The sequence below is a fragment of the Gimesia fumaroli genome, assembly GCF_007754425.1.
Lineage (GTDB): Bacteria > Planctomycetota > Planctomycetia > Planctomycetales > Planctomycetaceae > Gimesia > Gimesia fumaroli.
In genome coordinates, this window is sequence record NZ_CP037452.1 from 338,075 (window position 1) to 362,875 (window position 24,801).

General features: G+C 50.4%; 13 protein-coding genes. 8 read left to right on the forward strand and 5 right to left on the reverse strand.

From position 1 onward, the window contains the following. The first annotated feature begins 302 nt into the window (after positions 1-302). A complete protein-coding gene (locus tag Enr17x_RS01310; RefSeq protein WP_145305451.1) occupies positions 303-2,462 on the forward strand; it encodes a zinc-ribbon domain-containing protein in 2,160 nt (719 codons plus the stop codon). A gap of 141 nt (positions 2,463-2,603) precedes the next feature. On the opposite strand, the gene thiC is transcribed toward Enr17x_RS01310, so the two are convergent. Further along, positions 2,604-4,421: a phosphomethylpyrimidine synthase ThiC gene (thiC, locus tag Enr17x_RS01315; RefSeq protein ID WP_198000903.1), complete on the reverse strand. Its 1,818-nt coding sequence runs from the start codon at positions 4,419-4,421 to the stop codon at positions 2,604-2,606. Positions 4,422-4,742: 321 nt separating this feature from the next. Here thiC and Enr17x_RS01320 point away from each other — a divergent pair, with 321 nt between their 5' ends. Both Enr17x_RS01320 and Enr17x_RS01325 read left to right on the forward strand, forming a co-directional pair. Next, the gene (locus tag Enr17x_RS01320) at positions 4,743-5,729 is read left to right on the forward strand and encodes an adenosine kinase (protein ID WP_145305452.1); all 987 of its coding nucleotides are present in this window, start codon (positions 4,743-4,745) and stop codon (positions 5,727-5,729) included. A 1-nt stretch (position 5,730) separates the two neighbouring features. Further along, positions 5,731-7,392, forward strand: a complete 1,662-nt coding sequence (locus Enr17x_RS01325) for an NCS2 family permease (protein ID WP_145305453.1) — start codon at positions 5,731-5,733, stop codon at positions 7,390-7,392. Positions 7,393-7,554: 162 nt separating this feature from the next. On the opposite strand, the gene Enr17x_RS01330 is transcribed toward Enr17x_RS01325, so the two are convergent. Further along, complete coding sequence (locus tag Enr17x_RS01330; protein ID WP_145305454.1) at positions 7,555-8,988, reverse strand: hypothetical protein; 1,434 nt, start codon at positions 8,986-8,988, stop codon at positions 7,555-7,557. Beyond that, positions 8,985-9,536, reverse strand: coding sequence for a sigma-70 family RNA polymerase sigma factor (locus Enr17x_RS01335; RefSeq protein ID WP_198000904.1), 552 nt, complete (start codon positions 9,534-9,536; stop codon positions 8,985-8,987). Before Enr17x_RS01335 ends, Enr17x_RS01330 begins: the two co-directional genes overlap by 4 nt. Positions 9,537-9,830: 294 nt before the next feature. Between Enr17x_RS01335 and Enr17x_RS01340 the strand changes: the two genes are divergently transcribed. From Enr17x_RS01340 to Enr17x_RS01350, 3 genes are all read left to right on the forward strand, one after another. Next, entirely contained in the window at positions 9,831-13,271 is a 3,441-nt protein-coding gene (locus Enr17x_RS01340; RefSeq protein ID WP_145305456.1) for a DUF1553 domain-containing protein, read from the forward strand. 318 nt (positions 13,272-13,589) lie between these two features. Next, complete coding sequence (locus Enr17x_RS01345) at positions 13,590-17,042, forward strand: DUF1553 domain-containing protein (RefSeq protein WP_145305457.1); 3,453 nt, start codon at positions 13,590-13,592, stop codon at positions 17,040-17,042. Positions 17,043-17,110: 68 nt separating this feature from the next. Continuing rightward, a complete protein-coding gene (locus Enr17x_RS01350; protein WP_145305458.1) occupies positions 17,111-18,448 on the forward strand; it encodes a DUF1501 domain-containing protein in 1,338 nt (445 codons plus the stop codon). Between the two features lie 63 nt (positions 18,449-18,511). Here Enr17x_RS01350 and Enr17x_RS29425 read toward each other — a convergent pair whose 3' ends face one another. After that, a complete protein-coding gene (locus Enr17x_RS29425) occupies positions 18,512-19,267 on the reverse strand; it encodes a leucine-rich repeat domain-containing protein (RefSeq protein ID WP_198000905.1) in 756 nt (251 codons plus the stop codon). Further along, entirely contained in the window at positions 19,194-19,853 is a 660-nt protein-coding gene (locus Enr17x_RS01360) for a hypothetical protein (protein ID WP_145305460.1), read from the reverse strand. The genes Enr17x_RS29425 and Enr17x_RS01360 overlap by 74 nt, the downstream gene beginning before the upstream one ends. A gap of 283 nt (positions 19,854-20,136) precedes the next feature. Here Enr17x_RS01360 and Enr17x_RS01365 point away from each other — a divergent pair, with 283 nt between their 5' ends. Next, positions 20,137-23,850 (forward strand): CRTAC1 family protein, encoded by a 3,714-nt coding sequence (locus Enr17x_RS01365; protein WP_145305461.1) that lies wholly within the window; start codon positions 20,137-20,139, stop codon positions 23,848-23,850. A gap of 84 nt (positions 23,851-23,934) precedes the next feature. Beyond that, positions 23,935-24,777, forward strand: coding sequence for an NHL repeat-containing protein (locus tag Enr17x_RS01370; protein ID WP_145305462.1), 843 nt, complete (start codon positions 23,935-23,937; stop codon positions 24,775-24,777). Positions 24,778-24,801 lie beyond the last annotated feature (24 nt).

The window sequence follows — 24,801 nt, forward strand, 5'->3', positions numbered from 1 at the left end:
AGGAAATCAAACCCGGATTCTGTTTTTTACAAAAACAGTAACTGCACAAGCTCTATTATAACTGGACAAAACCTGAAAAAACAGAGTTAGATTTTCCCGTTCCAATCGCCCTCTGTATATCGGTTTTTTCTGATGATTAAACAGGTTACGCCTTTTGCAGGTTCAGATTGGAGGTTCCGGTCTGAAAATATTGGAATTCACTATTTGAAGTTGAACGGATGTTGGCTATTCTGGTAGCTATGCTCGGTGGTTTTCGGATGCTGGGGCACAGCATACTTTTGATTTATTTGGGTTTGAGCACAATGAAATCATCAAAAACAAAAATTGTTCTTCTCTGTGCGATTTTGAGTTCTTTATTTCTCTCTCAGGCATTGATGGCAGAGGAAAGCTATGAACGTTTCACGGTTCGCACCTGGACCTACCGAGATGGTACCAAAGGCACCGGAAAATTAATTACGGTGACCGGTCCGACCGTGACACTCAAACTGGAAGGGCAGGGCACGGTTCGCGTACCGCTTGAGAAATTAAGTGTCAAAGATTTGAATTGGCTCTATGAGTATTACAAGCGTAAAAAACAACTGAGCTTCTTGCCTCCGGAATATCGCAAACCGCAGACTGCAGTTCCTGAATCCAAGCCGCAACCGGAAACTCCCAAGCCAGCAGATACGGCGCCCGACCGGAAACAGCCTGAAAAGAGTATGCCCGTTAAACCGGAGGCGGAAGAGTCTTATAAGCCGTTTACGGTGCGCGAATGGACGTTGAAGGATGGAAAACAACATCAGGCCAAATTTCTTTCGCTCTCCCTGAATAAAGCACTCCTGCAAAAAGAACCAGTGGGATTGTTGCAGATTCCCCTCGATCAACTCAGCCAGAAAGATTTGGATTGGGTGATTGAATATCACCGCAGGAATAAGATGCAGGGACTCTTGCCTAAAGAGTATCAGAGCGAGAAGGCAGGCAATCTCTCGGGCGGGGTGCCATCGGTTAAATCACCGTCTGCAACAATCAAGATGAAACATCCAATCAAGCCCGGTGAAAATCCACTGAAGGTGGCGCAGGAAAAAGCCGAAGCCCGGATGGAAAAGCAACGGGAGGAAATGCGCGAGAAAGTCAAAGCACTTGCGAAGGATGCTGATCCTAATGTAATCAAAGCCGATACTGAGATCGATCCGACTTTGGTTGCCGCCTTGCGTGATTTTCGAGTCTGGACTGATAAAAAAGGCCAGAAATCTGAAGCACGCTTCAGCAGTATCAACGGCCGCGAAGTCATGTTTGTGACGCGAAACACAGGCTTTGCACGCGTGCATATCGGGACCCTGATTGAGGAAGATCTGCAGCTTCTCAGAGATGCGTTAAAAATGCACGGCCGTATGGATGAAATTCCGCTCGTCTATCGTGAAGACCTTGACCCGAATCTCTCACCAACAAAACTGAAACAAATCATCCGCGTGAATAATCATCGCAAGTGGACCGATCTGTCAGGGAATTCTGTTGGCGCCTCCTATGTGAAAATGGAAGACGGCAACGTAACGCTGATTATCACCAAAACCGGCGCGACGCAGGAGTTTCCTTATTTGAATTTTTCTGCAGAAGACCAGGAGTACGTTCAGGAACGTTTGAGGAAAGAAATTCCCGGCAACTTTTTTCCTGCAGAAGCAGCGGGAGTTGATCTCTCTATCACACCCCAAGAGCGTGAAAATGAATTCCGCATCTGGACCGACCGCAGCAAACGTCAAATCAAAGGGAAATTTGTCCGGTTAGCATACGGCAAATCGGTCGCTGTGATCAATACGGGGGAAAAAGAAGAACTGTTCATCACAGGATTCTTCAGTGATCAGGATCTGAGCCTGATCAAACCACGAGAAAAGAAAAAGACAGAACAGCTGGCTATGAATGGCGGAGGCAACCCCGGAATTCCAGGAGGCATGAATCGAGGTTTTCCCGGAAGAATTCCTGGTGCAATGACGGGGAATAGCCCCTTCTCCAATCAGAATCCCAATCGTATGAATGAAAACTTACACTTCAAGCAGCGAACATTTTCCTGTCCGCTGTGTAAAAAGACTCATAAATCCGACTCTCATTTTTTTACGCAGTGCCCGCATTGCGGCCTGAAGGATACCGATTCGATTTACACGTGTGAGAATTGTTCTCGATCCTTCAAGACCGATTCTTTTCAGGGGGTAACTGCACCTTGCCCTCACTGTAATAAAAAAACAGAGAACAATCAGGTTGCAGCAAATAATTTCTCACGACCCCGTATTTCTACAACCCGCAAGAACACATATACTTGCGAGAGTTGCAATCGGGAATTTACGGCGGAAGGCCATGGTAATACCGCGCCCTGTCCTTACTGTAATTCCGGGTTCTTGCCATATGCCAATTTCTGGACAGCAATCATTAAGCTGGTTGTTGTCGTGATACTACTGGCTGGGGGCGGCAGTTATTACAGATACAGCAGATAGACAGCCTGATGTGATTATCAGGCGATGAATCGTATGTCATTTTTGGCACGTTCCGCGCAGACGCGCATTCCATTTTCAGCAGGCAAAAATCGGCTTGCTGGAAATGAGCGCTCTTGATAGTGGAGATGATGAAACGATCCGCTACGGGCGTTCATTCAACACCGGCAACTCTTTAGACGTTTGCATCTGTTGTGCTTCTTCGGGAGCGACATAATCGCTATGGCACGATGCTTTGTCCTGGTCGCCGGTCATTTCCTGTTTGACTTTCGATGCCAGCTTATGGATCTGATCCGGGCTGAGTACGCCTCGTTTCTCGAGAATTTCCTGCTGTTCTTCGGTCAATGGCAGCGTTTTCTTGGCCTTGTCCCAGGCATAGTCTTCTGATTTGCCTGACATGAATTCCTGAATCTCTTTCGAAATCCGCACGCTGCACCAGTCATGACCGCACATCGCACAGAAGTCCGTGTCGACGTCGAGGTCTTCGTCGTGTAACGCACGAGCTGTATCAGGATCAAAGCTTAACTCGAAATGTTTTTCCCAGTTCAGTGCAGCACGGGCTTCCGTTAATTCATCGTCTCGATTTCGGGTCCCCGGAATACCAAGTGCCACGTCGGCGGCATGGGCGGCAATCTTGTAGGCGATACACCCCTGTTTTACATCGTCTTTTTTAGGTAAGCCTAAATGCTCTTTTGGTGTCACATAACACAGCATGCTTGCACCGTGGTAGCCGGCTGCTGTCGCACCAATACAACTGGTAATATGGTCGTAACCGGGGAAGATATCTGTGACCAGTGGCCCGAGCACATAAAACGGAGCACCATGACACAGCGTTCGCTGCACCTTCATGTTGAATTCGATCTGGTCGAAGGAAATGTGTCCCGGACCTTCGATCATGACCTGCACGCCTTTTTTCCAGGCACGTTCGGTTAATTCACCCAGTACACATAACTCAGCCAGTTGAGCACGGTCAGAACCGTCGGCCAGTCCGCCGGGACGTAAACCATCGCCGATCGAAAAACTGACATCGTATTCCCGCATGATATCGCAAATGTCGTCCCACAATTCGTACGTTGGGTTTTGTTGCTTATTGTGCAGCATCCATTTTGCCAGCAGTGAACCGCCGCGACTCACAATGCCGATGAGTCTTTGAGCGACCAATGACAAATGCTCCTGCAATACGCCGGCGTGAATCGTAAAGTAGTCGACCCCCTGTTTTGCCTGATGTTTCAGCATCTGCAAAATACTGGCATGATCCAGATCTTCCAGGCGACGGGCAATGATCATCGAGTAAATGGGAACCGTTCCGATGGGAACTGTACTGTTTTGAATGATCGCCTGACGACAGCCATCGATGTCTCCCCCTGTGGAAAGGTCCATCACGGTATCAGCACCCCACTTCTGGGCCCATTTTAACTTTTCGATTTCTTCATCCGTGCCCGAAGAGACCGGAGAGGCCCCCATGTTTGCGTTGACTTTGGTTTTTGAGGCCCGACCAATGGCCATCGGATCGAGTTGATAGCCAAGATGAACTTTGTTCGCCGGAATAATCATTCGGCCGGCAGCAACTTCATCGCGAATCTGTTCGGCCGTCAGATGCGGCTCCCGTTCGGCGACCCGTTCCATTTCTGGTGTGACTGTACCGCAACGGGCAAATTCCAGTTGGGTCACCGGCAGAAAATCGGCTGGCGGCGTCCAGGCGTCTGCGGTTTCGTAGTTTTCTTCAAAGCCCGCTTTGAGTTCCCAGCCTTCCGGCATGAAGTCCCAGGCTGTTTTATCGGAAACAGCTGGCATTCCCGGAGTGTCAGGCGAAGAAAAAGTCAAAGCACCTTTGACTCCCGGAGCAATCTGCGGCGGATTGGCAAAACTCCCTGGGTTCGTCTGCTGGGGACGTGTTGAGGGATTTCCACCGATGGGTGGCAGTGAGTACATCTTGTCATACGCAGATGAGGAGTTCGTCATGCTTAAAGCATCCTTCAATTGTTGATGCGGTGGTTTGAGTCTATTTTATCGTCTGTTTTGTTCTCGGCGAATCCAGACCAGAAATCATGGTACTTGTGGTAGAACTGCCCCGGGATGGGAACGCTTACTGGATTCTTGCCTCTATAGTAGTGACCTGACTGCTTTTTTCAAACTGATTAGATGGTTACTCTCTGTGGTTTCCCATTGAATGACTCATTGGTTATGATTTGCTCGTTGTGAAATAAGTTGATCTGGAGTTCGATCTGCCCTGCAAAAAGATCGATTTGAAACGATTCTGAATCTATCAGGTTAAGGGAAAACATGCAGTACGATGTATATGGCGTTGGAAACGCTCTGGTCGATATTCAGGCACGGGTCTCAGATGCCACACTGGAAAAACTGGGCTTCGCAAAAGGGATCATGACCCTTGTTGATGAAGAAGTACAGCAAAAAGTGCTCGGCGAGCTCGATGGCGCGCCGATTTCGCAATGTGCCGGCGGTTCTGCAGCCAATACGATCCTCGGGGTTGCTGATTTCGGCGGAAAAGCCGCCTATGCCGGCAAAGTGGGCAGTGACATGCTCGGCGAATTCGATCTGGCGGATATGCGAAAACTGGGCGTCACTATCGAAGTGCAACCTGCCCCGGAAGGGCATACCGGGACCTGTGTTGTCCTGATTACCGAAGACGCCCAGCGTACCATGCTGACCAATCTCGGAGTTTCTGCCACGCTGAGTATGGACGATTTAAACGAAGAACATATCAAGCAATCCGAATATGTGTATGTCGAAGGTTACCTGTTTACGGGAGAAACTCAGAAACAGGCTGCCTACCGTGCGATTGAACTTGCCAAAAAACATGATGTCAAAGTCGCTTTCACTGTTTCCGACCCGTTTCTGATCAACATGTTCCGAGACGAATTTCAACAATTGATTGAAGGTCCCATCGATCTGCTCTTCTGTAATCTGGAAGAAGCGCGCAGCCTGACCGGCTCTCACGATGCCGTCGATTGCGCCCACATTATCCACAAACATGTTCCCAATCTGGCACTGACGCTTGGCCCCGATGGTTCTATTTTAATGCACGAAGGCCGCGTCATCCCCATTGAAGGCGTGGATACAAAAGCCATCGATACGACTGGTGCCGGAGATATGTACGCTGCGGGCATCCTGTATGGAATTACCAATGGCTTGAACTGGCATCAAGCGGGGCACCTCGCCTCTCATGCCGCCGCTCGCATCGTTTCGCAATTGGGTGCCCGATTGCAAAAACCTTTCACAGAGGAAGATATCAAGGAACTGCTCAGTTGATATGAAGCACAGCAATTACCCCCTCTTCGTACGACGCGACCTGGACGGTTTTTTCGCTTTGATGATCGATAACCTTGTCCAGCTTCTATTAATTGTGGCGTTGTGTGGCCTGTGTGGGATCTCTGCCGATTCCAAATTGCTGTTGCAATATATTCTTCCCGGAGCCGCGCTTAGTATTCTGTTCGGGAATATTTTTTACGCCTGGCAGGCACATCAACTGGCGAAACGGGAAAACCGGAGCGATGTTTGCGCCCTCCCATATGGCATCAACACGCCCTCACTACTGGTTTACATTTTTTTTGTAATGGTGCCCGTCTACCAACGTACGAATAGTCCGGAAGCTGCCTGGCAAATGGGCTTACTCGCCTGTTTTGGTAGCGGCATCATCGAATTTTGCGGCGCGTTCATCGCAGATCGCGTACGCAAGCTGACCCCGCGGGCGGCTCTGCTCTCTACGCTGGCCGGTATTGCCATCGGCTTTATCTCGATGACGTTCGCACTGAAAATCTATCAGCGACCACTGATTGCCATGCTGCCCGCAGCCGTTGTGCTGCTGACTCTCTTTTCGCGGACCAAACTTCCCTTTCGCATTCCGGGCGGCTTACTGGCAATCATTGTCGGCACCATCTGCGCCTGGGTACTTCCCGAAGTCATTCCAAATCTGATGGAGGGCTCCGCGATGAGTACAGAAGCCATCAAGACCGCCTGGGGACAGTGGGGCTGGTATCCGCCGCACTTTGCAGGGTCCGCGCTCTGGGAATTGCTGAAAGAGCCTAGTGAGTGGCTGGGATATATGTCAGTGATTTTTCCAATGGGTCTGTTTAACGTGATTGGCAGTATGCAGAACATCGAATCGGCTGAAGCCGCCGGCGACAGTTATCCTGCCAAGCCCGCCATGATTGCCAACGGTGCCGGAACCATTGTCGCGTCGCTGCTCGGCAGTTGCTTTCCTACGACAATTTATATCGGACACCCGGGCTGGAAAGAGATGGGTTCGCGGGCCGGTTATTCCACGTTGAATGGCATCTTTTTTCTCTTCATCTGCCTCACCGGAACCACAGGCGTCATCAGCAAGATCATTCCGCTCGAAGCGGGAATCGCAATTGTGCTCTGGATCGGTATGGTGATTACCGCACAGGCATTTCAGGCTTCCCCCAAACGACACGCACCCGCTGTCGCCCTCGGTCTGTTTCCGGCGATTGCCGCCTGGGGAGCAACCCTCATGCAGGGAACATTGCTCGTGGGCGGAGGAAAATCATTGCAGGAAATTCTCTCGACGAATCTGTTTACCGAGGTCAACGGCTTTCTGGTGCATGGTTTGGTGGTGATGGAACGCGGTTTTATCTTCACCTGCATGATCCTTGCTGCCATCTGCGCCTGCCTGATTGACGGCAAATACCGCTCGGCCGCAGTCTGGTCTGGCATTGCAGCTCTGTTCGCTTTTGTCGGACTCACCAACGCCTATGAAATCATCGGCAACGACATTCATTTTCGTTTGGCATTCACGGAAAAAAATACCGACGGCTTCACCTTTTATGCAACAGGAATCGGCGTAGGCTATTTGCTGTTTGCGGCTACTTTTCTGATTCTCGGGGGATGCAAAGACGATCCACCTCCCCCCGAAACCGACGAGCCCGAACCCGAACTGAATTCGGGGCATTGAGAAAACAAATTTTCTTATCCCATCCGAATCGGTAGGCCCGAATGTAATTCGGGCCGAGCGCAGCGAGCAGGAAACCGACAGTGAACTCGTACCACTAAGGGAAACCGCGGTGGTCGTTATTTTTGAACCAGATAAAATAATTCGTTCTACACAATCAGAAAACTATGGTTGCGTGGGCGCCTCATAAATCCGCACATTGCGAAACTGGCTTTCCGCACGGGCGATCACATCTTCATCGGCAATAAAATGCAGGTAGCGGTATTTCCCTGTCAGATAACGTCCCACGCGAATCCGGAATCGCTTCCAGCCGGTTCCCGTATAAGTATTAAACTGCTGTCCGATATGGGACCAGGCTTCGTAGCCGTAAATCTGGAACACATGATTCCCTTTATCGTACTTTTTGTCGGTGTCAAAACCGAAGCCGTGAATCTGGCCCTGATGCGAGGAGCGGAAATCAAATTCGATGACCGTATCAGGGGTAATCTCCGCGTTCACATCCAGCGTCTTCCAGGCGTTCCCCCACAGGCGAATTCCTTTGCCCTGTTCGATGAGCTGGTAATCCGTCGGTAACTCATATTGCCCGTCCTGAAAACTGTAGGGCTCAATTTTGTGTGACGCAAAGTCGATGGCCGGGATATCGCCGGGGGGATCTGCGACAGAAAACTGGTTTCGGGTGGGGAAGGCACTCTGGTCTGCGAGTTGACGAACCACTTCCTGTCCGCTGTTATCAAAGACAATTGACTGCCCGGCTTCGACTGTGATTGAATCTGCCGTTTCGGGTGTCTGGTCCTGAGTGATCTCGGCATCGGGTTGTGGCTGTGATTGAGAAACCGTCACACTTCCCTCAAACACATGTAGCTCGGTTTGTTCTTCAGGGGTTACTGAGAGACCAAAGTTAGCCGACTGAGACAGAATCGATAGGTTGGCGGTTGTCAGAACAAAATCGTGAACGCGGGAAGTTCCCACAACGGCGAGACGCCCCGATTTTAAATATGCGCGATCATCCGAGTTGACTCCCAGTTCGGCAGGTCCCTCTAACGCGATTGTTGTGCCGCTCAAAAAGTCGATCAGGGCGCGTCCTGATTTTAATTTTAACCAACCTGGAACAAGCGGCTTGCTGACATCCTGAGTCCACTCTGTTTTTTCCCAGACCGGCTGGTGTTCTTCAATGATCATCGCAGCGGGAACGCCGTCACTGGAATCCAGTCGTGCAATGGCCCGGTTGGGATGGCTTTCAAGAAGCAGGAGTACGGTTAGAAACAGACAGATGGCAACGGTCGCCGCCAGTGCATACCGCATGAATGCCAGCTGCTTTCGTGCTGAGGCAACTCCAGGGTCAATGCCCGGCCGCGACATCGCCGCCTCTTCAGGGGGCAGGCAGAACAGATCCGGCAACGGTGCCGTTTGCCCCTGTTCCCATTGCAGCAGGGAATCGGTATTCATCATTTCCAGATAGAGATCCCGGGCAGCGGCATCCGATTCCAGACGTTTCAAAAACGCCTGGCTTTCCTCGTCGGTAAGGACACCATCGAGAAAGGCGGAGATAATTTCCTGGGGATCATTCTGGTCCTCGGAAGGTTGATGGTTCTGATTCATGACACGTTTTCTCCCTGCTCATTGGCAAGTGTTTTTTGGACGCACTCTTGTAAAAGTTGCCGTATGCGATACAGCGTTTGCGATACAGCGCCAACGGAACGACCTTGTTCCGCCGCAATCGCCTGCACCGATCCGCCCACAGCATAGCGCTGCTGTATCAGGCGACGGCTTTGTTCCGGAAGTTTGGCAAGACAACGGGAAAGCACTCGCTGCAGGTCGTGCGAACCCGCCAGCTTCTCTTCATTTTGTTTCGCCAGCATCGAAACCAGTTCTACATTAAACACCATCGAATCTCGTTTATTATCGCGATAGAAAGCTAACACCTGAAAGTAAGCCACCTTACATGCCCAGGCCACAAAATTGGTGCCCGCTTCGAATTCTTCAGAACGACGCCAGAGCACCAGATTTGTTTCTTGTAGCACATCCTGTACCGCTTCTGCGTCAGGCAGTAATGAGCGGATGTAAGCATAGAGTACGCTCTGGTGAGCGGTTAAAAGTTGAACAAAGCTTTCAGTCTCTTCAGGTTTCAAATCGACGATGATCCTCAATATCCATTCCACCGAAGATCGGCGGCGTTGAAATTCTCTGCTGTTATATACCAGAAAATAAACGATCTCACAAAAAGAGGGGGATTCCCGCAAAAAAATTATAAATTACTCGAACAGTGGAGAATTTGGCGTGAGATCAACCTGTGTACCGGTATATTAAACTAGATCACGATTTACGACATTGCGACCTGCTTATGTATAGTATGTTTGTCAGCTTCAGAATGACCTGTAGCTGACAAAGCTTGCCTGCTACGACCTCTCTCATGAGAATTTGATAGTCTGGAATTGTCTGCTATGAACCTTTTGGCATTCGTTAAGCGTTCCCTTTGCCTGCTGGGTCTCTTGCTCGCTCTGCCGCTGGCGGCGAGTCCGTCCTATGCGCAAAAAGAAAAAAGCACCAAAGCTGCTTCGACCAGTTATCGCGAGTTGATTCTTTCAGACCAGCCGGCCTTCTACTGGAACTTTGAGGCATCTATCCCTGATGGCTACAGTAGCGTCGTCGCTGACAAAGAAAAAAACGAGCCTGTCAAAGCGCTTATCAGTGGAAAGCTGGCCAGCCCGGCAGCTGGTCCCCGGCCTTCCGAGTTTCCTCTGTTCGACCCACAAAACCAGGCCGCCGGATTCAAGGCAGGAGCCGGGTTCCTGCGAGTAGTGGATCCTGGGGAAAACAGCCCACTGGATTTCACCGCCGGTGATTCAATTACAATCGAAGCCTGGGTGAATCTGAATTCGACTCAAGCGGGACGATTTTCCTACATTCTCGGGAAAGGCCGTACCCATCGGAAAGGAATGCCCCGTGACAATCAGAACTATGGTCTACGGGTGACCGGTTCGGAAATCAGTTTTCTGTTCTGCACTCAACCTGAGAAGAACGAGGAGAAGCCAACCTATCACCGCTGGACCTCAAAGGGAGCCGGAATCAGTGCCCGCAACTGGCATCATCTGGCGCTGACTTATACGTTTGCTAAAAAGAAAAGTCTCAAAGCCTATATCGATGGCAAGTCGGTTTCCGGAAAATGGGATGTGGGCGGCGATACAACGCGGACGCCTGTCGTTGATAACGATGAAGTCTGGATCGGCTCTTCCATGGGCGGATCAGCCAATAGTTCGCTGGACGGTTTGCTGGACGAAGTCGCCGTCTATCGAAAAGCACTCTCGGCCAAACAGATCGCAGCCCATTTTAAATATGTCGCTCCCAAACCCAAAATTGACTGGGCGACGATTCCCAGTGATCGGGTACAGGTAGATGTCTATGAAGGAATCCCCAACAAGAAATCCTGGAGCTTTCGTCCGCCCCGTTTCGCGGAAACGTTCATGCAACCCCACTTCGCGTTGATCGAAATTCCCAACCGCTACTCGGTACGGGGTGTGAAAATTGATCGCCCCGATCCGTTTCTGGTCCGGGCAATGTCACGGATCACACTCCCTCAGGGGAAAAAACGGATTCTGGTTCGTGCCCGAAATGCGTCGCGGTTGTATATTGACGATAAGCTGGTTGCAGAAACCGAATTCCATAAGATTACCAACAGTGGCCACGACAAAGTCTACGATGTCGATCTGAGCCTGGCGCCGAATATTCGTCCTCTGCATCGCGGCGATACCGAAGCCGTCTTTGAATATATGGGCGACGGCAAGCCGCATCGCGTACGGTTCGAAATGATTGTCGGTGGTTCTAAGCATCGGCCTGATTTCGGCGAAACCGCCGTCTTTATCGGCGATCCCGGTCAGGATTTTCAACTACTGACGCCCTCTGATCAGGTGGTGATGCTGACTGATCAGGACTGGTTGTCTTTCGCGCGTCAGTACCGCTACGATCAAATCGCCGTCAACGCGAAACGTCGTCGGGAAGCCTCGGCAAAAGAGGATCAGTACTGGGACTGGCGGCACAAACTGGCGAAAGAAGAAATTCTGAAACAGCATCCGATCAAGGTGCCTGCAGCATCCAAGGGGTTACGGGCCAATAATGCCATCGACCATTTCATTAATCACCGTTTAGTCAAAGAAAAGGCGAAACAGTCTACACCTTTGAATGATCTGGCGTTTCTGCGCCGGCTCTCACTCGATACCACCGGCACGGTTCCGACGCCGACGTTCGTCAAGGAATACCTGGCCCAGAGTCCGGAATCCCGTCGGTCCTTCGCGATTGCGCGTTTGCTCAATGACCCCGGCTGGGCTGACAACTGGGTTGGTTACTGGCAGGATGTGCTGGCAGAGAACCCCAATATTTTGAATCCGACTTTGAATAACACCGGGCCCTTCCGCTGGTGGATTCACGAGTCGTTCTATGACAATAAACCCTTCGATCGTTTCCTCACCGAACTGGTGATGATGGAAGGCAGCAAATACTTCGGCGGGCCGGCCGGTTTCGAAATGGCATCGCAGAATGATGCCCCTATGGCGTCGAAAGCCCACATTGTCGGTCAGGCCTTCCTCGGTCTGAACATGAAGTGTGCCCGCTGTCATGACGCGCCATTCCATGATTTCAAACAGCGTGATCTATTCAGCCTGGCGGCGATGCTCAAGCGATCGTCACAAGGTGTTCCCAAAACCAGTTCGATTCCCGGCTTCGATCCGAAATCCAATTCGATGCTGGTTTCGGTTACATTGTTGCCGGGAGAAAAGGTCACGCCGAAATGGACGTTTGAAGAACTGGTCAAGCCCGGCAAGTTTCCGAAGAATTACATCCGTTCTTCCAAGGATACGCGCGAAGAACTGGCGGCGATTATGACGGCTCCTCAGAATGAACGGTTTGCGAATGTCATTGTGAACCGGGTCTGGAAGCGGTACCTGGGAAATGGACTGGTCGAGCCTGTAGATGACTGGGATGGTCAGGAACCCTCTCATCCTGAATTGCTTAAGTATCTGTCACAGCAGTTCGTACTACATGACTATAACTTAAAACATCTGGCCCGACTGATTTTTGAATCAGACCTGTATCAGCGGCAGGCAACTATTGACATTACAAAAATTGAATCACTGGTTGATTCTACCTACAATTTTGCATCTCCGGTTTTACGCCGCATGGAAGCCGAGCAGATTGTGGATTCCATGTTTGTAATCTGTGGAAAACCACTGGACGCCGGCCGGATGTGTATCGACATTGATGGCGCTCGCAGCTATCGCAATTCGCTCGATCTGGGAACGCCGCGCCGTGCCTGGCAATTTACATCTCCGTCTAATGAACGGGATCGCCCCAGTCTGGCGCTGCCGTTTGGGCAGCCCTTTATTACTCTGATGAAAACCTTTGGGTGGCGGGATACACGGCAAAACCCAATTACAACGCGCGAGTACACAGCGACGGCATTGCAACCAGCCATTCTCGCCAATGGCTTGTTAGGGCAACGCTTCACCCGGCTTTCCGATGATAGTGCTTTCACAGAACTCGCGTTACAGAATCAGCCGCTGGAAGAGTTGATTCAAGAAACCGTGATGAAAACACTGACACGAGAGCCGACGGTTGAGGAACGCAAAATGTTTTTAAAGCTGCTGCAACCCGGTTACGCGGAGCGGGTGAATCGGCAGGCCGAAATTGTGAGCCGCGAGCGATTGCCGCGAAATCTGGTAGGCTGGTCAAACCATGTGAGCCCCCGGGCCAACGAAGTCAAAGTCGAACTTGAGGTCGCCGTCAAAAAAGGGGACCCGCCGACCAGACGCCTGAAAGAGGACTGGCGCAAACGCTATGAAGATATGCTCTGGACTTTATTGAACTCACCGGAATTTATTTTCGTCCCTTAATAAAAATCGGATGCCGACAAACCCCAGTTTGGGACATATAGAATCCAGTGGGGCCCTTTTTGCATAAATGTGTCCAGATAAAGCAGAATCTCACAAAAAAGGGGGCTTCCTCACAATAATTTCACAAATTCCCCAATCAGGTTATAATTTGGAGTGAGATCCGCGCGGGCTTCGGTATATTCTTATAGATCACGATTTATATAAATGTGGCATCCTTGTGTACAGTACTGTTTGTGGGTCGGAATCATCCGGTTTTCACAAAACTCGCCTGCTGTGATATCTCTTCCGAGAACCTGATTTTATCTGGAATTGCCTGCTATGAACTATTTGGCATTCGTTAAGAGTTCCTTCTTCCTCTTGGTTGTTTCGCTCGCCCTGCCTCTGTTTTCGAGCCTGTCAGCCGCCGAAAAACCAAAACAAGCGAAAAAAGCACCCGCGACTTACAGCGAGCTGATTCTTTCCGAGAAACCCGTTGCTTATTGGAGCTTCGAACAACGATCCAAAGAGGGGTACGCTGGCGTTCAAACCACTCCGAAGAAAGAGGATAAAAAAGCGAAGCCTGTGATGGCACTGGAGAATGGCAAGCTCTCTGAAGCAGCCGCTGGACCGCGTCCTTCTGAGTTCCCGCTCTTCAATTCCAAAAATCAGGCGGCTCACTTCAAACCGGGGTCAGGCTATCTTCGTGTTGTCGATCCAGGCGAGAAAAGTGATTTCGATTTCACCGCCGGTGATTCAATCACAATCGAAGCCTGGGTGAATCTTAACTCAACACAGTCAGGCCGACATTACTATATCATCGGGAAAGGCCGCACTGGCCGCAAAGGGTTTGCCCGCGATAACCAGAACTATGGCTTACGGGTCACGGGTTCTGAAATCAGCTTTCTATTTCGAGGCAATCCGGACAAAGAAGATGTCAAACCGAATTTCCACCGCTGGACATCCAAAGGAGCCGGCATCAGTGCCCGCAATTGGCATCACGTCGCTGTGACGTACACGTTTGGAAAAAAGAAAAGTCTCAAAGGGTATGTTGACGGTCAGGCAATCTCCGGTAAATGGGATATGGGCGGCGATACGACGATCGCTCCCGTTGTTGATAATGATGAAGTCTGGATCGGTTCCTCCATGGGCGGTTCGGCGAACAGTTCGTTCGATGGCCTGATGGATGAACTCGCCCTGTATCGAAAGGCGCTTTCGGCAAAACAGATTGCCGCTCATTTTAAATATGTTGCACCCAAGCCCCGCATCGATTGGACCGCCGTTCCCTCTGATCGGGTTCAGGTTGATATCTACGAAGGCATTCCCAGTCGGAAGTCCTGGAGCTTCCGCCCCCCTCGATATGCGGAAACATTCACACAACCACATTTCGCTTTGATTGAAATTCCCAATCGCTATTCTAAGCGAGGCGTGAAAGTGGATCGCCCTGATCCGTTTCTGGTTCGTGCCATGTCAAACATGACTATTCCCAAAGGGAAAAAACGAATTCTGATTCGCGCCCGCAATGCATCCCGGCTGTATATTGACAACAAACTGATCGCCGAAACCGATTTTCATAAAATTTCCGGCAGTGCCCACGGTAAAGTCTTTGAAGTGGATCGCAGCCTGGCCCCGAATATTCGCCCCTTGCATCGAGGCGATACCGAAAAAGTCGTTGAATACACCGGCGATGGCAAACCACATCGTGTTCGCTTTGAAATGATTGTCGGCGGTTCACGTCACCGACCGGATTTCGGCGAAACTGCTGTCTTCATCGGCGATCCTGAAAAGGATTTTCAGTTACTGACAACAACCGATGAAGTCGTCATGTTGACTGACGCAGACTGGTTGCCTTTCGAACGCCAGTACCGCTACGATATGATCTCAGTCAACGCAGAGCAACGCAGAAAAGCGGCTGCTAAGGAAGACAAGTATTGGGACTGGCGTCACAAGCTTGCCAAAGCAGAAACTCTTAAGCAGCCTCAGGTCAAAGTGCCCGCTGCTGCAACAGGGCTCCGTGCGAATAATGCCATCGATCATTTTATCAATCGACGTCTGGCAAAAGAGAAAGCCGCGCAATCACCTTTACTGGATGATCTCGCTTTCTTGCGACGTCTCTCAATTGATACCACAGGCACCGTTCCTCCCCCTGAACTGATTCAGGAGTATCTCTCCCAAAAATCGGAATCCCGTCGTGCATTTGCGATTGAGCGTTTGATCAATGATCCTGCCTGGGCCGACAACTGGGTGGGCTACTGGCAGGATGTGCTGGCCGAGAACCCGAACATCGTGAATCCAACCTTGAATAACACCGGACCTTTTCGCTGGTGGATTCACGAATCGTTTTACGATAACAAACCCTTTGATCGTTTCCTGACCGAACTGGTCATGATGGAAGGCAGTAAATACTTTGGTGGTCCAGCCGGCTTCGAAATGGCTTCGCAGAACGACGCACCAATGGCAGCCAAAGCACACATCGTGGGCCAGACGTTCCTCGGCTTGAATATGAAATGTGCCCGTTGTCACGATGCACCATTCCACGATTTTAAACAACGTGACCTGTTCAGCCTGGCGGCGATGCTCAAACGATCGCCACAAGGGGTTCCTAAAACCAGTTCCATTCCCGGCTTCGATCCGAAGTCAAACTCGATGCTGGTCTCGGTCACCTTGTTACCAGGAGAAAACGTCACTCCCAAATGGACGTTTGAAGAACTGGTCAAGCCCGGCAAGTTCCCTGAAAACTATCTGCGATCTTCAAAGGACACCCGCGAAGAACTGGCGGCGATTATTACTTCTCCGCAGAATGAGCGATTTGCGAATGTCATTGTCAACCGGATCTGGAAACGCTATCTCGGTCAGGGACTGGTCGAACCCGTTGATGACTGGGATGGTCAGGAGCCTTCTCACCCGGAATTGCTCAAATACCTCTCACAACAGTTTGTGATTCATGGATATGATTTAAAATATATTTCACGTCTGATTTTTGAATCTGATCTCTATCAGCGACAGGCGGCTACTGACATCGCTAAAATAGAATCACTTATTGATTCTACCTACAATTTTGCCTCTCCCGTTCTACGCCGCATGGAAGCAGAACAGATTGTAGATTCACTGTTTGCCATTTGCGGAAAGCCACTGGATGCCGGTCGGATGTGTATCGACATCGATGGCTCGCGGGATTATCACAGTTCACTTGATCTGGGAACGCCGCGTCGTGCCTGGCAGTTTACTTCGCCTTCCAATGAACGCGATCGCCCCAGTCTGGCACTTCCGTTTGGACAGCCATTTATTACCTTACTGAAAACGTTCGGCTGGCGGGACACGCGACAGAATCCGCTTTCCGTTCGCGAATATACCTCGACGGCTCTACAGCCGGCCATCCTCGCTAACGGCGTGATCGGCAAACGGTTCACACGTCTTTCCGACGATAGCGATTTCACAAACCTGGCATTAAAGGATCAGTCTATTGAAGAGTTAATCCAGCGGACAGTCATGAAAACACTCACCCGCGAACCGACCGACAGTGAGATGAAAATGTTTGTTGAACTGCTGAAACCCGGTTACGCCGAACGTGTGAATATGAATGCCCAACTCGTCAGTCGTGAGCCATTGCCACGGAATCTGGTGGGCTGGTCAAACCATTTGAGCCCTCGTGCCAACGAGATCAAAGTCGAACTGCAGGAAGCCGTCAAAAAAGGTGATCCACCAACACAGCGACTGCAAGACGATTGGCGGAATCGCTATGAAGATATGTTGTGGACTCTGTTGAATTCGCCGGAATTTGTCTTTGTTCCATAATGCTTAAAATGATTGTCATGAAAATAAACTGAGTTAGTACACCTTTTCAAAATAAATAAGAGCGCATCATGAACGAATTTCATTCAACACGTCGCGATTTTTTACGACAGGCTTCTGTGACCGGTCTGGCAGCTTCCGCCTTGGGAACTCCCTGGCAGCAATTGCTGGCGTCCGAAAAGCATGGAACAAAACACGGGGCCAAAAAGCAGCCCATTCCCGTTGGCAAAGCAGAGCATTGTATCATGATCTGGCTAGGAGGCGGTTCCTGTCATATCGATACCTGGGATCCCAAACGAAAAGGGGACGCGAAAACAAAGAAGGCCGGTTCGTACTACGATCCGATTCCGACTGCGATCAAGGGGACCGATGTCTGTGAGCATCTTTCCAAATGCGCACCGATTCTGGATCGATTCAATATTGTCCGCAGCGTGCATCACGAAGTAATCGACGAACACGCGGCCGCGACAAACCGCATGCACACCGGTCGGCCTACAACGGGTACGATTACGTATCCTTCCGTTGGTTCGGTTGTCGCTCATAAACGTGGCGCGGCCAGCGAACACGCTCCCGCCTATGTGCTCATCGGTTATCCCAACGTGACTCGCGGTCCCGGATTTCTGGGCAGCAAAGCCGGCTATGTCTACCTGACCGATACAAACGCGGGTCCCAGTGGCTTCACGCGATCATCCCGCGTGAATCAAAGTCGACAAGACCGCCGCGAACGTCTGCTGGCAAAAATGCGAGCCGAATATCGTCAGAAAAGTGTGGGCGGACAGACGATTCAGGATTACGATCAATCGGTGGCCGAAGCGCTGCGTCTGTCAGGTCCCGAGTTCATGAAAGTCTTCCAGTTAGGCAATGAAAAAAGCGATCTGCGAAACGCCTACGGCGGTGAGTTCGGTCAACGCTGTCTGCTCTCGCGACGGTTGATCCAGTCCGGCGTGCGATTCATTGAAGTCTCACACAACCTGAACTTCGTGAATGGAACCGGCTGGGATACCCATAACGACGGCCAGCTCAATCAGCACCTGTTGATTAAAGAGCTGGACAGTGCCTTGTCCGCACTTGTGCTCGACCTGGAGCAACAAAAACTGCTCGACAAAACATTGATTGTCGTAGCTTCCGAGTTCGGTCGCCCCGCCTCATTCGATTCCGGCGGAGGCCGCGGTCATCAATCCAAAGCGTTCAGCGTTGTGCTGGCAGGCGGCGGACTGCAGAACGGAAAAACGATCGGCGAAACTGATGAGCTGGGACAGAAAATTGTTTCCCGCCCCGTCTCCGTACCCGATCTGCATGCAACCATTTACGCCGCACTGGGAATCGATCCCACCGAAGAACTCTTCTCCGGTGATCGCCCCGTGCCGATCACCGATATGGGAGATCCTGTTCGAGAACTCTTCAGTTAAAACATTGTGACCGGAACTGAATCAAAGGCGAGTTGTTGCCACTTATTTGGTAGCAACTCGCTTTTATTTTTCAACCGTGATTTTCGCATCCGGTAATGCTGCCTTTAGACGATTCACAGCCGCATCGGTGACATTGGTTCGAATCAATTTGATCTCTTTTAAATTTGTCCTGTTTGCTAAGCGATTCACGCCTGCATCCGTAAGTGGAACATCAAAGATAAAGAGGATGCGCAGCTTCTTTAAGTTCTGGACGGCATTCATAATTGCCTGCTCGGAATTTAACGGTCCTCCCAGGAGCAATACCTGGAGCTCTGGAAACGCCTGGAGTTGTTCTAAACCTTGATCGTCGATCTTAGCCAGATGAATCTGTAAAGCTGTCAGGCCTTTCAAACTAGCCATTTCTGATAGTCCGCGGCCTGTAATCGAAGTCTGAGCAATTGAGATATTTGTTAATTGTGGATATTGAACGACATACTTGATGTCTTCATCGTTGAGACGCAGGTTATTATTGATGTGCAAGGTTCTGAGCTTAAGCTGATCGCTCAATTGAGAAAGTCCCCGACCAGATAAATTTATCCCGGGGATATTAAGATAAAGCAGGTTTTTGAATTGATTGATGACAGCAATACTCTTGTCTGAGATCTTCGTCTCAGACAGTAACAAAGATTGCACGGAATTGAGTGGGAGAATATTGGCAAGAGTCGCATCAGTGACGTTACACTTGATGAGATTAATTGTGGTGATCTCAAAGGGCTCCGGCGGTAAGTCGGCTACGCGTTCGATTACCTTTCCCCCCCCCATTAAAAGTGACTTTACCACCTTGAGAGAAGATCCATGCTATCGCCTCTGCTTCTGTTTTCGCGATGGGAGCGGGGGGCTTTGATTTCTCTGTGACTACTGGTTTTGCTGGCGCGGATAGTTTTTTCTCGACGTTGATCGGTTGAGCGCGAAGTTTTTTCTTTTCCTCTTCGGTGCGTGGCTTCTGATATTCGAAGTAGGCCATGATGAGGAAACCAGCCAGTATGACCGACATGATTCCCACAAAGCGGTACAATAATCCGCTACCTTCGCCGGCGGGCCTGTTGGAATCAGGATCAAGATTATGCCCGCTCTGCTTCCGTTTCTGTTTCTTGAGAACCAGCCTGATCTGTCGGTCGTATTCCTCTCGCAGTTCCGGGCTCAACAGAGTCAGTTCGGCTTCTTCAATTTCAAAGATCAGTTGTGAGGCTGCTTGTCGGTGAGGGCCGTGCAGGTTTTCTTCCAGGATAGAACGCTGTCGTTGTGCAGCAGTTTCAATGACTTCAGGGTCGCGCTCATTTACGGAAATCCCCAGTAACTGATAGTAGTGGGGCGGCTGTTTCTCAGGAGGAATTCCCAGCCATTTATGATACGCATCAAAAGACATACAATCGACCTGATATGTAAATAGAGACTCACAAAGAGTTTCCGTGTTTACTGCTTTGTAAGGATGTAACTGCGAGCACTTTATCTGTTCAAATGTTGTGCCCGATTTTATGACTGTACTTAACCCGAGTCAACAAGCCAGCCCTGATTTGTGACTTGTTGGGGACGGCATCATAGTGTGAGGCTCCAAACTGGTATGAGATTGACTGGTATTCAGATAACAGAAGTGTATCCTTGGAGCACAGGAGTTTTTCACAAAGGATTTCCATCAAAAGGTCTCATTCATGTCTTCCCGGCCCTCTCATTATCTGATCATTGCAGCCGTGGTTCTGTTCCTGGGTTCGTTGGCACTCTTTTTAACCGTGAAAGCGCCACCTCAACAACAGGATGGACCGGATGTGCTGGAACCAATTTCCTACAAAAAAGCAGAAGAACTGCTGCGTTTTAAAAATGAAGGCATCGCCTATCTCGAAAACGAACGTTACGCCGACAGCGATGCATTGCTTGAACGTTTGACGGAAGAGTTGCCCACACAGGAAATCGGCTTTCGGGATCTTACCATCTGTCGTTTACTGCAACTCGCACCCAAGAAAGTATCCGCTCATCCGGACGGTGAGAAGGCAGCGAAACAGGCGGTCGAGACGGTAAAACAGTTGATTCAGATTGCCCCTGATTCTGCCATCAGCTATGTTCTGTCTGCCCGTATTCATCTCGCACTCGGCGAAACAGAGTCGGCACTAAAAGAATTCCAACGTGCAATCAAAAAAGACCCTCAAGACGCATCGATCTGGTTTGAATTGTCACAGGCGCAAAAGCAGAGTACTGATCCGACGCTGCAAGCAGCCTCCAAAGAATCACTGGCAAAATCCTGGGAGCTCCAGCCGGGGAATCTGTTTCTCTCACTCGATTATTTGCAGGTCGTGTCCGATCAGAAAACAGCACAGGCGGCTCCCGTCTTCGAAAAAATCAAACAGTTGGCGGCTCCCTTAGTAGACAGTGTCAAAGATCATACGCGGCTCGATTTGAACAAACTGATTGATGACTCTCTCACGGCGATTAAAGAGCAGCAATGGAATGTCGTACTCCGCAACGCACGCATTTTGAGAAATGTCTTGATCGCCGAAGATCTGGTGAAAAGTGATCGCCGTCGTGTCGAGCAGAATCCACTCGAATTTGTGATCCATGATTTTCCACCTGCGTTCTATGAAGCCGTCGAGTGGCCTGCGCAACAGAAACCACTCTCCGTAAAATTTGCAGATGCCAGCCCACTAAAATTTGCAGGCGAGGTACCCTCTGAAATCAAAGATCTGCAGATTGCCGACTTCGACCTGGATGGCAAGCCCGATTTGATACTTCTCACGTCTAAAGAAGTTTCTGTCTTCAAACGGAATGCCGACGGGGTCTGGGGGTTGATCACACAGCAAGAGAGTGCCGGCGATTATTCCGAAGTTCATGCGGTCGATCTCGATGCGGATGTACAACAGCTAAATCAGTCTGCGACGAAAGAAAAAAAGGAACAGAAGGTCTTTCCCATTGCCCCCTCTCGCGACGCCGACCTCGATCTCGTACTCTCTGGAAAATCAGGCATCAAAGTATTTGAAAATTGGGGAGATGCTAAAACCGGACAGCGATCATTGGTTCTGAAAGAACAGAAAACAACATTAGAGACCCTCGCCGCTGTTCTGGCGATCAAATTTTCAGATCTGGATCATGACGGCGACCTCGATCTGGTCGCTTCAACAAACTCTGGTCTGTCGCTCTGGTCGAATCGAGGCGGTTTTTCGTTTCACGACATCAGTGCCAATTCTCAATTGCCGCCATCTGATTTTGAGGCAACTTCGATCGTCTGCGTCGACTGGGATCGCGATGTCGATCTCGATTTGATTTTGTGCAGCCGCAAATCCAGACAGGCTGGCTATCTGGAAAACCTGCGTCACGGCCGCTTTCGCTGGCGACGATTTTCCAATGTCGAATCGGATGATCGTCCCACGGCCAATCAGTTTGAAGAGTGCGCCTTGACGGACTTTGACCGCAATGGTTCCTGGGATCTGATCGGCGTACGACAAAAAGATTTGATGCTGGCGGAAACCCGGCGTCCTGAACCGGGCAGTGTGCAAATTACCTCCGTTCAGCCTATTCGAGGGGCAGAGCCTGTCGATGTGCAGGGACATGTTTTGCAAACGGGAGATTTGAATAATGATGGGATGCTGGATGTGGTGGCATTGAATTCGCTTCAGCTGCAATTATTATTGGGAACAACAGATCACAAAACCGAGCAGACCGCGTATGAGAAAGATCAGGTCATCACCAACTCTAAAGCGATTCAAAAATTTCGTCTGTCTGATCTGAATCAGGATGGCAGTCTCGATGTGATTGCGCTCGCGGGCAACGAACTGATTCAATGGCAGAATAAGGGCAATGATAATCATTGGATCGATGTCTCACTCCGTGCCGAGCAGGTCAAAGGCGAAGTCAAGTCGGCCAGCGGTCGTGTGAATCATTATGGGATAGGCAGCCTCTTGGAACTGCGTAGCGGCGCCATTTATCAACCGCAGATCGTCGCCGGTCAATCGACGCATTTCGGGCTTGGCAAACAAACGGTTGCTGAAGCGATCCGCGTCTTATGGACCAACGGCATTCCGGTGAACATCATCAATGCCAAAACCGATCAGCGAATCTATGAGAAACAGACACTGATGGGTTCCTGTCCTTATCTTTACACCTGGGACGGCGAACAGTTTTCGTTTTACACCGATTTACTCTGGGCGGCGCCGATTGGACTGCAGTTTGGCAAAGGGATTGTCGCTCCGCATCGGGACTGGGAATTTCTTAAAATCGACGGAGACCGCTTGAAAGCCAAAGACGGCTTCTATGAGTTACGGATTACCGAAGAACTTTGGGAAGCTGGCTACTTCGATATGGTCGAATTGATCGCCGTCGACCATCCCGCAGAAGTGGAAATCTATTCTAATGAAAAAGTGGGGCCTCCTGATATTGCAGAGGTAGATACACATACTGTTAAGCGCCCACAGACGCCAGTAGCTGCCATCAATCACAAAGGTCGCGATGTGCTGCCCGAAATTAAAGACGCTGATGATATCTATGCGAAAACATTCGATGAAAAATATCGACAGGGACTGACCGAGGATCATACTCTGGAGTTGGACCTGAACAGTGTGGCTGTCAAAAATACAAAAACGCCGCCGCGAATCAAATTGTTTCTAACTGGTTGGATTTATCCGACGGACACAGGCATCAATTTGGCGTTATCAGAAAATCCGTCGATGCCTTCGCCGCGACCTCCCTCGTTATCGGTGCCCGATGAAAAGGGAGAATGGAAAACGATCCAGCCCTTCATGGGATTCCCCGGCGGGAAGACGAAAACCATTGTTGTCGATTTGACCAATCAGTTTCTGACAAACGATTACCGCGTGCGCATTGATACGAATATGGAATTCTACTGGGATCAGGTCTTTTTCACGGTGGATGAAACCGCAGCGAAATTTACTACGCGAGGGTTGCCGCTGGAATCTGCGACTTTGAACTATCGCGGGTTTTCTACGCCTATCATTCATCCCGGGAATGGTCCGGAACGCTATGACTATCAGAGTCTGTCCACCAGTATTCAATGGCCGCCCATGCAGGGAGGTTTTACGCGATACGGAGATGTGAAGCCTTTGGTCGAATCCGCCGACAATCGACTGGTGATTATGGGATCGGGGGATGAGATGCGACTTCGATTTACGGTGCCTGCAGGACCAGTCGAGCCAGGTTGGAAACGTGATTTTATTTTGCACAATGTTGGCTGGGATAAGGATGCCAACCTGCATACCATTCTGGGACAGTCGGTCGAGCCGCTGCCATTTCGCGAGATGCAGGGCTATCCCTATCCAACACAGGGGTATCCAGATGATAAGCTGCTGCAACAGGATCGGGAGCAGTATCATACGCGCAAACAGAACAATGCCCGCTTCTGGAATCATCTGCTGAAACCCTGAGTGGCATTTCAAGAGTGCATTTGCCCGGCACTTTCGATAAAATAGCGTTGAACTTTTCATTTATTCAGTCAGGTGCTCTACACGATGCCATTATTATTTTGTCGCGTTTCCGTGATTCTACTGTTTCTCGCTCTCTGCATGTCCAACGTCGCTCAGGCAGCCGAGATGTTGTATCCCCTGTCTGTGGCTGTCACCGAGAAAGGCCCCGTCTATGTGGCGGATCGGAAATTGCCGGGAATCTGGAGCGTGGAGAACGGGAAAGCCACCAGTTTTTTCACTGGTTCCAAAGTCTTTCGCACACCGTTGAACGCGGTCCGCTGTGTCACAGTCGCCCCCCAGGGGCGGGTGATCGCCGGTGATTCTTCGACACGGGAAGTTTACCGTTTTGAAAAGGCAGGCGAGAAGCCGACACCTTTAACCAACGGGGGGATCGGGATCCCCATGGATGTCGTTGTCACGAAAAATGGGGATCTGCTGGTTTCCGATCTCGAATTACATCGAATCTGGAAAGTCCCTGCTGCCGGCGGCAAGCCAACTCTATTTGCCGAAGTCAGCGCACCCCGCGGCCTGGCACTGGATCAGGCAGAGAACCTCTGGGTTGTTTCAGGGACCGCAGATCAACTGTTGAAAGTGACTCCTGACGGGAAAGTATCCGTCGTCGTCAAAGGTCGTCCCTTTAACTTTCCTCATGACGTCGTTGTCCTCCAAGATGGGACCGCGGTTGTCAGCGACGGCTACGAAAAAGCACTCTGGAAAGTCACGCCCGACGGAAAAACAGAAAAATGGATCTCAGGAGAACCATTCAAAAACCCGGTTGGTATTGCTCTCTCGGGAAAAAATATTCTCGTCGCTGATCCGCATGCCAAAACGGTCTTCTCAGTCGATCCCGAAAAAAAGATCAGCGATTTGCTGAAGCCCCAGAAATAATCCAGTCCGTTCCCGGCAAACCAG